Raw genomic sequence first — 14,028 nt, forward strand, 5'->3', positions numbered from 1 at the left:
AATTTCCGGATGGTTTTCGGGGACCGAGTGCTCATAGATGATCTCTCGTTCTCGGTCGCGTACGGGGAAACCTTCGGATTTCTCGGCAGCAACGGCTCCGGCAAGACCACGACGCTGCGCGCACTACTCGGAATGCTGCAGCCCACCGGGGGCCAGTTGCTCATCGATGGCCAGACGTTCCGTCCAGGAGATCGCGCGCGGGTGGGTTACCTCCCGGAGGAGCGCGGTCTGTATCGCAAGGACACCGTTCTCGATGTGATGGCGTACTTCGCCGAGATCAAGGGATTGGGTCGCAAGGAGGCCCGCGCCTGGTCGGAAACCTACCTGGAGCGCGTCGGGCTCGCTGACCGGGCACGGATGCGACTCGAGAAGCTCTCCGGCGGTCAGCAACAGAAGGTCCAGCTGGGCGTAGCCATTATGGGGGACCCGGGCCTGCTGATCCTCGATGAGCCGGCGAAGGGGTTGGACCCGGTCAATCGGCAGCTACTGATGGATCTGATCGCCGAACGCAAGGCGGCGGGAGCGACCGTGATCCTCGTCACCCACAACATGGACGAAGTCGAGCGGCTGTGTGACCGTGCACTCCTGCTGCGGGACGGGCACGCCGCCGCGTACGGGACGATCCAGGAGATCCAGGACGTCCACGGCGCCCGAACGATCGCGACTCGCCTGCTGGGAGAACTGCCAGTATCGCCGCTCTACACCGTGGCACGCCGCGTCGGCGATGTCGTCGAGCTGCTTCCGACCGCTGGCGCGACGGATGAGGACATCCTTGCTGCCCTGGTCGCCGGCGATGCACGCCCGGTCTCCTACGAACCGAAACGAGTGTCGATGGATCAGGTGTTCGTCAGCCTCTATGGCGCTGCCAACGAGGAGGTCTACGCATGAGCGCCAATCAGGTCCGTATCGTCACCCGGTTCGAACTCACCAGGACAATCCGCCGGCCACAGTTCTGGATCGCCGCCCTCCTTCTTCCCGCTCTGATGGCGGCAATGATCGCCGTGATGACCTGGGCGGGCACCTCCACCCCCGAGACGTCGGAGCCCGTCAGCTTCGAATACTCAGACGACTCGGGAATCATCTCCGAGGCCGCAGCGGCGCGTCTGGGAGGGCGCCCGGCGGGCTCCGACGCGGAACAGCGCACGAAGGACGGGAAGCTCACCGCATACCTCCACTATCCAACCAACCCCAGCACGGAGCTCGTCGAGATCCACGCGGCTGACCGCGGCCCATTCGGCAACAGTGATTACACGACCCTCGCCCGTGAACTATTCACCCTCAGCATCGACAGCACCCTCGACCCGAGCACCGCAGAACTGGTTCGAACGACGCCGGCAACGACGATCCACGCCTACACAGACGGTGCCCCCTCCGGAGGGATCTCCGCAATGATCCTGCCCGCCTTGCTCGCCGTACTGCTGATCCTGATCGTCTCACTGCTGGGCAACCAGATGCTGAACTCCGCCGTTGAGGAGAAGGAAAACCGGATCAGCGAGATGATCCTCGTCTCCCTCCCCGCCCGCGCCCTCATCCAGGGCAAGATCCTCGCCCTCGCCCTGCTGGGTCTGGTACAGATCGGGATCTTCGTCATCACCGGGGTGCTGCTCTACGCTGCCGCCGCACCGACCGTAGACCTCAGCTTCCTCGGGATCGACACGATCGTCGTGGACCCCGTGCGCGTCGGGCTTGGGCTCGCACTCCTCATGGGCGGTCTGCTCACCCTTGCCGCTGTCTTGGTCCTGATCGGGGCAGCCATGCCGTCGGCCAAAGATGCCGCGCCGTTCTACAGCGCCGTCGTGATCGTCACCATCGCGCCGCTCTACTTCATCACCACCATCCTCATGACACCTGACAGCCCCGTCGTGGCGATCCTGACCTATTTCCCGTTCACTGCACCCATGACCGCATTGCTCCTGAACGCGACCGGAGCGCTCAACCCCTGGGCCGGGGCCCTTATCGCGATCGGCTTGTTCGTGATCGGCGCGCTGATCCTGCGACTGGCGATCGCCGCGTTCCAACTCGGCGTCATCCAGTACGACCAAAGACTCCGCGTCAAAGACCTCATCTCCCGCCCCGCGTAGACCACAGCGAAAGGAATTCGGTGTCCGCCACAACCTCAGATGGCAGCCCCCGTGGTCCGCCTCGGCCATGGCTAGCCCTTCATCCACGAATCACAACGAAGTCATACGAACCGGTGCCGTCCGCCTGATCGGCACCGGAATGAAAGGAGCTACAAGATGAGCAACGTACTCGGATACGTCAACGCCAACGCGAAAAGCACCGCGGGAGGGTCTCGAGTTCAGGTCATGCCCAGCGAAAGCGCCCCCGTTCTCGCATGTCCGGTTGTGGCGTTTGCCGCGATCGGCTTCGGCATGTACACGGTCTTCAACAAGTGCTTCGGCTAGGACACGACTGACATGCTGCTACAAGCAATCGAAGACCAGACGTCGCGCGCGGGTGTCTCCCTGGAGCGAATGACGATCACGCGGAAGCCTGACGCGGCGGTCCTGGCTACCCCGACTCTTGCCATGGCCTTTGGCGCCCTCCAAGGAGGATGGTTCGTGGGCGAGATGGTCAAGAACGTCATTCGCGGTGGCTGAACACTGAGCATCGGAGTCGTGTTGTATTTCCGTAATTCTGCCGACATGAGCTCCGGTGTACGTCGCCGGCGAGCCCTCACCACTGGTGAGCGGTTCGCCGGCTTCAGCTGTGCCGTGAGTAGCCTGGAGGCGTTAGCCGACCATCGAGAACTCAACGATGATGGTGTCCGACGCGCGTCAAAGATCAACCGCCAGGACCCCGGCAAGACCGTGATCGGGCGCGCGATCTTCCGGGCGCTCGATCGCAAGTGGGCATTAGTCGCCCTGCACTCCAGCCGAGTCCTGGCCGGAACTCTCCTAACCGTCTCCCCCACCCCAAAATCTCGCGCAGCCCACATCATCCGAGGCATAGCGGGCGCGCAGTTAGCGGTCTCCGAGGGCCTTCTGGCCTTCTACAACCGCTACGGCTCCGATGGGGCGGATCAAGCGACAACGCAGATCCTTGCTCCTGCCGCGATAGCGCGTCTCTCGACCAACCCACGCGTTCAAGATGCCGCGTTATGGTACACGGCGTTGCAGGGAACCCTCTCCTACGCAGTCGCCGGCGTGGCCAAGCTCTTCGGGAAGGAGTGGCGCGAAGGAACCGCCATCACGGGCGTCCTCCGCACGCAGGGATACGGCCATGAACGACTCTGGAAATTCTTCGACCGACACCCGAAACTCGCAAAATCCGCGACATGGGGCACCGTTGCCTGGGAGGTGAGCTATCCGCTCGCGCTCCTTCCGGCGCCCGCGATCACGCGTCTTTACTCCGCCTCAGCAATCGCCTTCCACCTGGTGAACGGCTACGCGATGGGACTGGGCCGGTTCGCATGGGCATTCGCCGGTGTGCACCCGGCCATCAACTACGTTGCTCACCCTGGCCTCCAGGTCCACAGGCCGGCGGGAGACGTCCCGCGCGCTGCGGTCGCAACGAGCGCAGTAGCGATCGGTGGGCTAGCGGTGGCAAACGTCGCTCGATCACTTTCGCTACGTGAGCTTCCTCTCGGCTGGGAACAGATCACCGCTTCTTCGGGCAACACCCTCGCCTACCAGGGCCGCTCCGGCGTCGGTGACACGCTCGTCGTCTTCGAAGGAGGATTGGCCGCGTCGATCGAGATGTACCAGTGGTACGCCGACTCGCTCACGCAGAAGACGGACTTCAGCGTCGTCGCGTATGAGCGCGCTGGCTACGGCGCAAGCACACTCTCTCCACAACGTGAAGCCGAGTGGACCTTAGACGCCGCGGTCGACGACCTCAAATCGCTCATCGACCATCTGCGACTACCAGACCAGCGCCTGGTCATCGCCGCCCACTCGATGGGCGGGGAAATCGCACGCCTCCTCGTAAACCGGTATCCCGGCTTCGTCGATGCGTTGGTCTTCATTGACAGCACGAACATTAACCAGTTCACCGACGGCTCACTGTCCATGAAGGAGCAACGAAAGCTCCTTGACGCGTTCGCCACACAGCGAAGGATCACGTCGTTCGGGATCGGCCCGCTCAATCCGGGCACTCCCCCCACCCGCTACCTCCCCGCTCACTCAAGGAAAAGAGCGGTAGCTCAGGAGCGCAACCACCGCATGTGGCGGGCCGCACAGCGGGAGTACGCGGCGCTGCTCCGATCGCTGCCCGACCAGCCGATCCCACTCTTCACGACCCCGATCCCCTGCCTCGTCGTCGCGTCCAAGGCGACGGTCGAACTCGACGATCAACGAAAGCACCAGGAGGAGCTCGTCGAGGCCACGCGCGATCCCTCTCACGCGGACCTGGATCTCGTCGTCGTCGACGGCAAGCACGACTCGATGATCGCCATGCCGCACCTCGCAGCTGACCTGGCCAACATCACCATCGACTTCTTGAAGGGCAGGCCGGTACATGGTGCGGCATAAGGGCATCACGCTAGCGACCGTCGTCGGGGTTGCCGCATCCATGCTGACCATCACCGTGCTCCAGCAAATGCCCGGAGGGGCATACGCGCGGATCCGGGCAAAAGACTCCGCAGCCTTGATACCCATGTGGAGCTTCTTCGCACCACGACCGGCCATACACGACTACGAACCGCTTCATCGATTCATCCGCTGCGACGGTCAACCTACACCCTGGATGCACACGATCGAGCCACAGAAGCGCGGCCTCCTCGACAACATCTGGGCTCCTCAGCGCAGACTCAGGAAGTCCATCTTCGACATGACCAGCGACCTCCTCCCGCTCATCCAGGAGCGGGACGTCGATGCGATCGAAACAGTGCCCGCCTACACCGGTCTACGCGACTATGTCCTACGGTTGGCCCGCGAACGAGAGGACCCCGAAATCGCTGCCGTCCAGTTCCTCGTGACCCTCCACGGCGGCTACGACGAGTCGGTCGATCCCGAGATTCTGTTCATCTCGAAGGCTCATCAGCTGGATAAGACATCGCCAACGCCTCCTCCCACTGCCGGCGAGTCTCCGGCGAGCGAAAGGGGGCGCGATGGGCTACTTCTCTGACCTCATTCGACGCGACGAATGGGCTCGAACCCCAGCAAGTATCAAGTACCCCTTCGCTGCCTTCATCGCCGCCAGTCTGCTCACCATAACCGCTTCGATCCTGATCGGATGGCCGGGCCCGCTATGGCGCGAGGGACTCGCCGCGCTGGTCGGATACACGGCAGGCGCGATCGTTCGAGCATGCCAGAAACATCGAGCCAAACGCTCACCATCAGCCTCGGGCAAGTACGCAGGAGCGACGTGCCGCGGGCCGCGCGGACGGTAACCCCCGAATTCAACTCAATTCCTTCTATCTTCAAATTGGAGACTCATGACCGCAAGCACCACGCCCTCGTACCTCCACTACGGCGCCGACTTCGCCGACATCTACGACACGATCTTCCCCCGGACGACGATCGGTCCAGGCGAACTCGCCTGGCTCTCTGGACACGTCGGCGGCGGGAAACGCGTGCTCGAGCTGGGCGTGGGTACCGGCCGCGTCGCCCTGCCCTTGGCGGAACGACTTGCAGAAGGCGGCCAACCCGTCGAGTATCACGGCATCGACATCAGCACCGAGATGCTCGCCCAACTCGAGGACGCCGACACCGCCGGCCGCGTCACTGGCACGCGCGGTGACATCGTCTACGACCACTACGGCGTCGACTACGACATCATCCTGTGCGTGTGCGCCACCATCTCGATGATCACGAAACCGGACGATCAAGCTCGCGTCTTCGTCAACGCCGCGAAGGCGCTGAGGCCCGGCGGAACGCTCATTGTGGAAACCCACAACGCTGAATTCGTGCAATCGATACACGGTCCCCGCACGGACATCACCTACGCGGTGCCCTACCCCGACGGCAAACGAGCCCTCGTCAGCTTCTCCACCCTGGACCACGAAGCCTGGACCATCGACCACTGCTGGATCGACAACGGCACGACCCGATTTGTCAGCGAAACCAGCCGAGTCACCACCCTCCGAGAACTCGACACCTACGCCACCAACGCCGGCCTCACCCCAGGGGCCCGCACGTCCGGCCTCAACGGCGCGCCCATTAGCCGGACTAGCGGCACAATCACGGTGGAGTACAGCAAACCCTCTGAGAACGCACAGCAGTCTCAAGCCGCCTCTTAGCGGTGGCCCCATAGGCGCCGGGGGACCGATCTTCGCCCCCTCGGACCGGATGCTCCCACAGTCGTCGCGGTCAGCGCCGCGCTGGGAGTCGCGACCATCGTCTGCGGCCGCGGATTCGCACGGCTTGTAACCGGGGTCCAGTTGGCGTATCCCAGGCCCACTCACGTTCGTCGCACTCTCGAGCCGAGAGTTGTCTCACTCCGTGCGCGGGCGCCAAGCGTAGCGAGGACGAACGTAGGAGGCCACGCCTTGCTTCCACCTCCCATCCATGCCACCATTGAGACACATTGATACCGGTACCAATAAGTGGGTCGGTGGAGGGAGACAGATGCTGGGCTTCAATGAAGAGGAATTCCTGGAGCAGGTCAGGAGCACCGTGGCGCTCCGGCCGCAGATCGAGGAGCTGGTCGCGCGCATCCAGGCCGGCCACTGGAAGAACATCTATTTCATCGGCGCCGGCGGCACCTACGCCGCGGCCCTGCCGTACGAGCGCTTCTTCCAGACGCGCTCCGCGTTCCCGGTGCGCACGGTCATCGGCAAGGAGTTCGTCCTCGCGCCGGACCCGCAGTTCGGACCGGACTCGGTGGCGATCTTCGCCTCCGTCTCGGGCACGACCGAGGACATCCTCGACTGCGTCGAGTTCGCCCGCGAGAAGGGCGCCCTGACCATCGGCTTCACCGGCTATCCGGAGAGCCCGATCGCCACCGCCGTCGACGAGGTGCTGCTCTCGGCTCCGAAGGCGTGGCCCTTCGACGTGCAGTTCCTGCTGTTCGGCGCCGCGTTCCTCGCCGCCCGCGGTGAGTTCGAGGGCTACGACCGCCTGGTGCAGGACCTCGACTACATCCCGGAGGCGCTGGTCGCGGTCACCAAGCAGGCCGACGCCGTCGGCCAGGCGTTCGCGCAGAAGCACGCGGAGACCGACTACCACTTCCTCGTCGGCTCGGGGAACCTGTGGGGGTTCACCTACCTCTACTCGATGTGCATCCTCGAGGAGATGCAGTGGCTGCGCACCACCCGCGTGCACGCCGCCGAGTTCTTCCACGGCTCGCTGGAGCTGATCGAGAAGGACACCAGCATGCTGCTCTTCGTGGGCGAGGACGAGACCCGGCCGCTGATGGACCGCGTCCACTCGTTCGCGACGACCTACAGCGACGACGTGACGGTTATCGACACCAAGGACTACGCGCTGCCGGGAGTGAGCGACGAGTTCCGCGGACTGCTCTCGCCGATGGTCGCGGACGCCGTCGTCGACCGCTTCAGCAAGCACCTCGCCCAGGCGCGCGACCACTCGCTCGACCTGCGCCGTTACTACCGCGTCGTCGAGTACTGAGCGGGATGCGATGAGCGACCTGCGCGTCCTCGGCTTCGGGGACAACATCGTCGACCGGTTCGTCGACCGCGGCATCGAGTACCCGGGCGGCAACGCGGTGAACGTCGCCGTTTTCGCCCGGCAGCTCGGCGCCGAGGCGGCGTACCTGGGGGTGTTCGGCGATGACGAGCGCGGCCGTTTCGTCCGGGGCGCCATCGAGGACTGCGGGGTCGACACCTCGCGCTCCCCGGTGCGCCCCGGGCCGAACGGGGTGACCGAGATCGAGACGGTGGAGGGGGAGCGGAGGTTCCTCGGCTGGAACCAGGGCGGCGTCACGATCAGCGATCCGTTGCGGCTGGATGCGGAGGACGTGCGGTACGCCGCCGGCTTCTCACTCGTGCACTCGAGCGCGTACTCGGCGTCCGTCGCCGAGTTGCCGAAGCTGGCGCCGACGCGGGTGCTGCGGTCGTACGACTTCTCGACGGAGCCGGAGTTCCGCACGACCGAGTACCTCGACGCCGTCGGCCCCTGGGTGGACCTGGCGCTCGTCTCGTGCGGCGACCTCACGCGCACCGAGGTCTGGGCGGAACTGCGGCGCATCGCCTCCCACGGCCCGAAACTCGTACTGGGGACGCAGGGGGCGGCGGGAGCGGTGCTGTTCGACGGCGACGCCTACTACTACTCCGACTCGGCGCCCGTGCCGGGGCCCTTCGTCGACACGATGGGCTGCGGCGACGCCTACCTCGCGGCGTTCGTGGTTGAATTGCTGCGATCCGGCTGGCGCAGGAACGAGCGGCCCAGTGGCGTGGCCCTGCACCGGTCCATGCGCCGGGCCGCGCAGTTCGCGGCGCGGCAGTGCACCGTCGAGGGAGCGTTCGGCCACGGACGCGACAGCGAGGGCGCCGTCGAGGCCGTCGGCCCGATCGGAGGGGTGGCGGCCGTCGAGCTCGGATGACGCGGACGCCGCCCCGCGACAAGGAAGGGGTGGCGATGTCCACGGAGCGCGAGCGGACGCCGTCGCCGACGATCTCGGAGGTGGCGGAGGCCGCCGGAGTCGGTCGTGCGACCGTCGCCCGGACCCTCGGCGGCTACGGCTCGGTGAGCCCGAAGACCCGGGACCGCATCCTGGCCGTCGCGAAGGAGCTGGGCTACCGGCCCAACTCGATCGCCCGGAGCATGACCACCGGCGAGACCCGCACGCTCGGCCTGGTGCTGGCGGACGTCGGCAACCCGTTCTTCGCCGGCGTGCTGCGCGGCTTCAGCGACGCCGCCCGCACGGCCGGCTACGACGTCATCGTGCTGAGCACGGACGAGAACCTGCAGCTCGAGGAGGCCGCGATCGAGGTGCTCGTCGACAAGCAGGTCGACGGCATCGCGCTCGCGCCGGCGGCGGGCCGCACCGATCCACTGCCCCACCTCGACATCGTCGCCAAGCGCGAGATCCCGCTCGTGCTCCTCGACCGTCTGGTCGACGCGGTGGACGCGGACGCCGTCGTCATCAACAACCGCGAGGCGTCGCGGGAGGCCGTGGCCTCGCTGATCGACCAGGGCCACCGCCGCATCGGGTTCGTGTGGGGCCCGGTGACCACCGAGCCCGCGGCCGACGCCGACGATCTGCGGCGCATCATCGACAACGCGCTGTGGAGCGACGGCGAGCGGCTGCTCGGCTACCTCGACGCACTGGAGCGCGCGGGCATCCCCTTCGACACCTCCCTCGTGACCCACGTGCTCAAGAACGAGCCGCAGGCGACGCGCGCGGTGCTCGGGATGCTGTCCCTCTCGGATCCGCCGACTGCGATCTTCGCCACGGAGACGGACGCGCTCACCGGCTCGCTGCGCGCGCTGCGGCAGCGCGGGCTGCGCTGCCCGGAGGACGTGTCGCTGATCGGCTTCGACGACAGCTCCTGGGCGAGCGTGATGACGCCGCCGATGTCGGTGGTGGCGCAGCCGATGCACCAGCTCGGCGCGCTGACCGCCGAGTGCCTGCTGGCGCGGGTCGGCGGAAGCGAGGCGCCGACGGCGACGCACGTGCTCGAGGCCGACTTCGTCGCTCGCGAGAGCGTCGCCCCTCCCGCCTCCTGAGTTCACCGGCCGGGCCGGGATCCCCGAATCCTGATCCAATGTTGATACCGGTACCAATTTCCCGTATAGTCATCGCAACCGGTCCGGAGCGACCGGTCCAACCGATCCAAAGACGGGTCCGGCGGCAGGCACCCTCCGCACGACCCGGACGACGGGAGATGAGCGTGAAGAAGACCAGAACCATCACGGTGGCGGCTATGGGCGTCCTGGCGCTCGCGCTGACGGCGTGCTCGTCCGGCGGAGGCGGCACCGCGGCCGCCGACATCGCGGCCAAGCCCGACTACTCGGGCAGCCTGAGCATCCTGACCGCCGGAGCGGGCGACCCCATGAGCTCGTACTTCGAGGGCGTCGTGGCCGCATACAAGGCCGAGCACCCCCAGGTGAAGATCACCCTGGCGCAGGAGACGGACGACAACGCGATCAAGGACAAGGAGAAGGTCCTGATCGGGTCGCAGTCGCTGCCCGACATCTACTTCAGCTACGCCGGCAACTGGGGTGAGAACTTCGCCCTCAACGGACTCGCCGCCGACCTCAGCTCGGTGATCGCGCCCGGCACGACCTGGGGCGACACCTTCGGCGAGGGATCGCTGAACGCCTTCAAGTACGACGGCAAGTACTACGGCGTCCCGCTCTACAACGACGCGAAGTTCATGGGATACAACACGAAGATCTTCGCGGACCTCGGCCTGAGCGTCCCGACCAGCTTCGACGAGCTGATCTCGGACTGCTCGACCATCAAGGCCGCCGGCTACGTGCCCATCGCCTTCGGCAACAAGGACGGCTGGCCCGGCCTGCACTACCTCGGCCAGCTCTTCGCCTACGACGTGCCGCGCTCGACCCTCGACGCCGACCTCACGCCGAAGACCGCGAAGTACACCGACCCGGGCTACGCGGAGGGCATGAAGCAGTTCCAGCAGCTCGTGACCGAGTGCACCGGCGACGCCTCCAACTCCAACGGTGTGACCTACACGACCGCGCAGCAGCAGCAGGCGACGGGCAAGGCCGCGATGTACTACCAGGAGCTCATCGAGTTCGACTCGGTGAACACCGCCGACAGCCAGCTGCACGCCGACGGCTTCGGGATCTTCCCGTTGCCCGCACCGGCGTCGGCCAAGGGCGACGCGGGGACGCTGGAGGCCGCTCCCGAGGGCTACATGATCAACCAGCGCAGCAAGAACGCCGCCCTCGCGCTCGACTTCATGAAGTTCGCGACGAACCTGAAGAACGCCACGACCCTCTCCTCGCCGCCGTACGGCCAGCCGAGCGCCGTGAAGGGGGCGGTCACCGACCAGAACGCCACGGCGGCGGTCGCCGAGGGCACGAAGCTCGTCAACGACGCGAAGACCACCTTCGTCTGGCTCGACATGGCCAACGTGCCCGACGTCGCCGACGCGTGGGTGGCGGCGTCCGAGGGCCTCGTCTCGGGCAGCCTCACTCCGGATGCGGCGCTGAAGGCCGTGCGTCAGGCCGCCGAGAAGGCGAAATGACCACCACCCAGGCCCCGCCCGCTCCCGTGCGGCCGCGTCTCGAGCGCGGCCGCACGGCCCCCGCGACCGGCGCCCCCGGCTCCGGTCGCCGGCGCGCGCCGAGCTGGCGCGGCCTGGTGTGGCTGATCCCCGCCCTCGCCGTGCTGGCGGTGTTCGTCTACTGGCCGCTGCTGCAGAACATCCTCTTCAGCTTCCTGAAGTGGAACATCTACAGCGGCGAGCAGACCTTCGTCGGCATCGAGAACTACACGAACCTCGCGGGCGACCCGGTCTTCTGGCGGGCGCTCGGCAACAACGCCTGGTACGCGGGGCTCTCGATCGTCTTCCAGGTCTTCGGCGCGCTGGTCCTCGCCGCCATCGTGGAGAGCGTGCGCAGCGAGCGCTGGCGCAAGGCGTTCCGGGCGATCTACTTCATCCCGTCGGCGATCTCGTTGACGGTCGCCGGCCTCCTGTTCTACTTCGTCTACCAGCCGCAGACCGGACTGCTCAACGTCTTCCTCGACAACGTCGGCCTCGGCCAGTTCTCGCAGGCGTGGCTCGGGCACGAGGGCACGGCGATCTTCGCGATCATCGCGATGAGCCAGTGGCAGGGGTTCGGCTACAGCGTGCTGCTGTTCTCGGTGGCGCTGCAGCGCATCCCGCAGGAGCTGTACGAGGCGGCCCAGCTCGACGGCGTCGGGCCGGTGCGCCGCTTCTTCGACGTCTCCCTGCCGCTCGTGCGCGAGATGACCGGCCTGATGATGATCGTCACGATCTCCGGGGCCTTCCAGGTCTTCAACGAGGTGATGGTGATGACGAGCGGAGGGCCGAACAACTCGAGCCAGGTGCTCGGCACGTGGCTCTATCACGCGGGTTTCGTCACGAACGACTTCGGCTCGGCCGCGGCCATCGGCGTCGCGATCTTCGTCATCACGCTGGTGCTCGCCGTCGCGCAGCTCGCGTACTCGCGCAAGAGGAGAGTGGAATGGTAGTCCTGGCCCGGTTCGGCCGCGGCGTGCGCGTCGCGGCGATGTGGACCCTCCTGATCGTGCTCGCCGTGGTGGTGCTCTACCCGCTGCTGTGGATGGTGACGAACGCGCTCAAGACGAACGCCGAGCTGTTCACCAACCCGTTCGCGCTGCCGGCGTCGCCGATCTGGCAGAACTTCGCGACGGCGTGGCGGCAGGGCGTCGGCGACTTCGTGTTCACGAGCGTCTCGCTCACCGTGCTCGCGACGCTCATCACCGAGCTGATCAGCGCGTGGGCGGCGTACGGCCTGACCCGGGTGAGCATCCCGCTCAACCGCACCTTCACCGTGCTGGTGCTCGCCGGCCTGATGCTGGCGCCGACGGTCGCGCTCATCCCCCTCGTCAAGATGTTCCAGGGGATGGGGCTGTACGACTCGTTCCTCGGCCTGCTCATCCTCTACACGGCGTTCCGCATCCCGTTCACGGTGTTCCTGATGCGCGCGTACATGCTCGACCTGCCGCGCGAGGTCGACGAGGCCGCCTCGATCGACGGCGCCTCGCGGGCGGCCACGTTCTGGCGCATCATCCTGCCGATGAGCATGCCCATCGTCATCACGACCATCGTGCTCAACGTGCTGCAGAACTGGAACGAGTACCTCTTCGCGATGGTGTTCACCTCCGGCACGGGCGTGCAGACGCTGCCCGTCGGCCTGGCGGACCTCATGTCGAAGAACGGCACGCAGTACCCCGTGGTCTTCGCCGGGATGGTGATGGCCGCGCTCCCGATGGTGATCCTGTTCTTCGTCTGCCAGCGCTACTTCGTCCGCGGCCTCGCGGGCGGCGTGGGCAAGTGAGTGGGTGAGCGCGTACCTCGACCTCGTCCGTCTGCCCGGTATCGCCCGCATCACCGCGGCGCAGCTGCTCGCGCGGTTCCCGCTCGGGATGCTGTCCCTCGCCGTGCTGCTGCACGTCGAGCGGCTGACCGGCTCGTACGCCATCGCCGGAGTGGCGGTCGCCTGCCTGAGCGTCGGGCAGGCGGTCGCCATGCCGCTGACCAGCCGGCTGGCCGCGCGGCTCGGCGTCCGGGCGACGGTCGCCGCGCTCGCCGCGGTGAACGCGGCGGCGATGCTGGTGCTCGCGCTCGGCGGCCCGCAGCCTCCACTGCTCATCGCGCTCGGCCTCGTGATCGGCGTGACGGTGCCTCCGCTCATGCCCGTCGTCCGGGCGCTCTACCCGCGGCTGGCGCCGGAGGAGAGCGTGCCCGCGCTCTTCGCGCTGGACACGTCGGCGCAGGAGCTGATCTGGATCCTCGGGCCGGTGGCGGCGACGCTCCTGGCGACCACGGTGTCCACCGCCTTCCCGCTGCTCCTCGCGGCGGGCGTCGCGATCGTCGGGACCCTGTGGTTCCTGCTCAGCCCGCACCTCGGCGGGCTGCGGCTCGAGCGCAACCGCGCTCCGTTCGGCCGTGTGCTCGCCGTGCGGTCGATGCGGCTGGCGGTCGCCGCGAGCTTCGGGCTGGTCGCGTCCTTCGGGGCGCTGGAGATCGCGCTCGTGACCCGGTTCTCCGACGAAGGGCCGCTGGTCGGCGTCGCGATCGCGATCGCGAGCCTCGGCTCGCTGGTCGGCGGGTTCGCGCTCGGCCACCGGCGCCTGGGGCCGCGGACCCTCGCGCTGATCCTGGCCGGGATGGCCGCCGCCACGGCCGCGGCCGGGCTCATCACGGCGCTGCTGCCGCTGTTCGCCGTGATGTTCCTCTCGGGCCTGGGCTACGCTCCCTCGCTCGCCACGCTGTACGCGATGGTCTCGGAGTCGCTCGGCGAGGGCGAGTCCGCCGAGGCGTTCGGCTGGCTCAACACGGCCGGGCTCGTGGGCGGGGCGGCGGGAACCGCCGTCGCGGGATTCGCGGGCCAGAGCGGAGGATCGTTCGGGCCGTTCCTGGTCGCGACCGCGTTCGTCGCTCTCGCGGCCGTGCTGCCGCTGGTGCCGGGGGTGCGGCCGCGCTGAGGCGGTCGTGCGCGGGCA

At 67.0% G+C, this 14,028-nt stretch carries 13 protein-coding genes; all 13 read left to right on the forward strand.

Annotated elements, in window-relative coordinates; genetic code table 11:
- Positions 1 to 888: ABC transporter ATP-binding protein (locus FHX33_RS18235; RefSeq protein ID WP_246397573.1), on the forward strand; the 888-nt coding region annotated here is incomplete at its 5' end.
- Entirely contained in the window at positions 885 to 2,081 is a 1,197-nt protein-coding gene (locus FHX33_RS18240; RefSeq protein ID WP_021763232.1) for an ABC transporter permease, read from the forward strand. The genes FHX33_RS18235 and FHX33_RS18240, both read left to right, overlap by 4 nt.
- A 156-nt stretch (positions 2,082 to 2,237) precedes the next feature.
- Positions 2,238 to 2,405 (forward strand): hypothetical protein, encoded by a 168-nt coding sequence (locus tag FHX33_RS18245; RefSeq protein ID WP_155829032.1) that lies wholly within the window; start codon positions 2,238 to 2,240, stop codon positions 2,403 to 2,405.
- Positions 2,406 to 2,618: 213 nt separating this feature from the next.
- A complete protein-coding gene (locus FHX33_RS18250; protein ID WP_155829033.1) occupies positions 2,619 to 4,472 on the forward strand; it encodes an alpha/beta fold hydrolase in 1,854 nt (617 codons plus the stop codon).
- A 40-nt stretch (positions 4,473 to 4,512) separates the two neighbouring features.
- Positions 4,513 to 5,067, forward strand: a complete 555-nt coding sequence (locus FHX33_RS18255) for a hypothetical protein (protein ID WP_155829034.1) — start codon at positions 4,513 to 4,515, stop codon at positions 5,065 to 5,067.
- Positions 5,068 to 5,377: 310 nt separating this feature from the next.
- The gene (locus FHX33_RS18260; protein WP_021763236.1) at positions 5,378 to 6,181 is read left to right on the forward strand and encodes a class I SAM-dependent methyltransferase; all 804 of its coding nucleotides are present in this window, start codon (positions 5,378 to 5,380) and stop codon (positions 6,179 to 6,181) included.
- A 328-nt stretch (positions 6,182 to 6,509) separates the two neighbouring features.
- Positions 6,510 to 7,511: an SIS domain-containing protein gene (locus FHX33_RS18265; RefSeq protein WP_021763238.1), complete on the forward strand. Its 1,002-nt coding sequence runs from the start codon at positions 6,510 to 6,512 to the stop codon at positions 7,509 to 7,511.
- A gap of 10 nt (positions 7,512 to 7,521) precedes the next feature.
- Positions 7,522 to 8,445: a PfkB family carbohydrate kinase gene (locus FHX33_RS18270; protein ID WP_021763239.1), complete on the forward strand. Its 924-nt coding sequence runs from the start codon at positions 7,522 to 7,524 to the stop codon at positions 8,443 to 8,445.
- Between the two features lie 35 nt (positions 8,446 to 8,480).
- Positions 8,481 to 9,572, forward strand: coding sequence for a LacI family DNA-binding transcriptional regulator (locus FHX33_RS18275; protein WP_039922389.1), 1,092 nt, complete (start codon positions 8,481 to 8,483; stop codon positions 9,570 to 9,572).
- Positions 9,573 to 9,730: 158 nt separating this feature from the next.
- Positions 9,731 to 11,059: an ABC transporter substrate-binding protein gene (locus FHX33_RS18280; RefSeq protein ID WP_021763241.1), complete on the forward strand. Its 1,329-nt coding sequence runs from the start codon at positions 9,731 to 9,733 to the stop codon at positions 11,057 to 11,059.
- Entirely contained in the window at positions 11,056 to 12,030 is a 975-nt protein-coding gene (locus tag FHX33_RS18285; RefSeq protein ID WP_183428831.1) for a carbohydrate ABC transporter permease, read from the forward strand. The genes FHX33_RS18280 and FHX33_RS18285 overlap by 4 nt, the downstream gene beginning before the upstream one ends.
- A complete protein-coding gene (locus tag FHX33_RS18290) occupies positions 12,024 to 12,860 on the forward strand; it encodes a carbohydrate ABC transporter permease (protein WP_021762351.1) in 837 nt (278 codons plus the stop codon). The genes FHX33_RS18285 and FHX33_RS18290 overlap by 7 nt, the downstream gene beginning before the upstream one ends.
- Before the next feature lie 4 nt (positions 12,861 to 12,864).
- Positions 12,865 to 14,010: an MFS transporter gene (locus tag FHX33_RS18295; protein WP_183428832.1), complete on the forward strand. Its 1,146-nt coding sequence runs from the start codon at positions 12,865 to 12,867 to the stop codon at positions 14,008 to 14,010.
- Positions 14,011 to 14,028 lie beyond the last annotated feature (18 nt).

It is taken from the genome of Leifsonia aquatica, assembly GCF_014190775.1.
Taxonomy (GTDB): Bacteria; Actinomycetota; Actinomycetes; order Actinomycetales; family Microbacteriaceae; genus Leifsonia; species Leifsonia aquatica.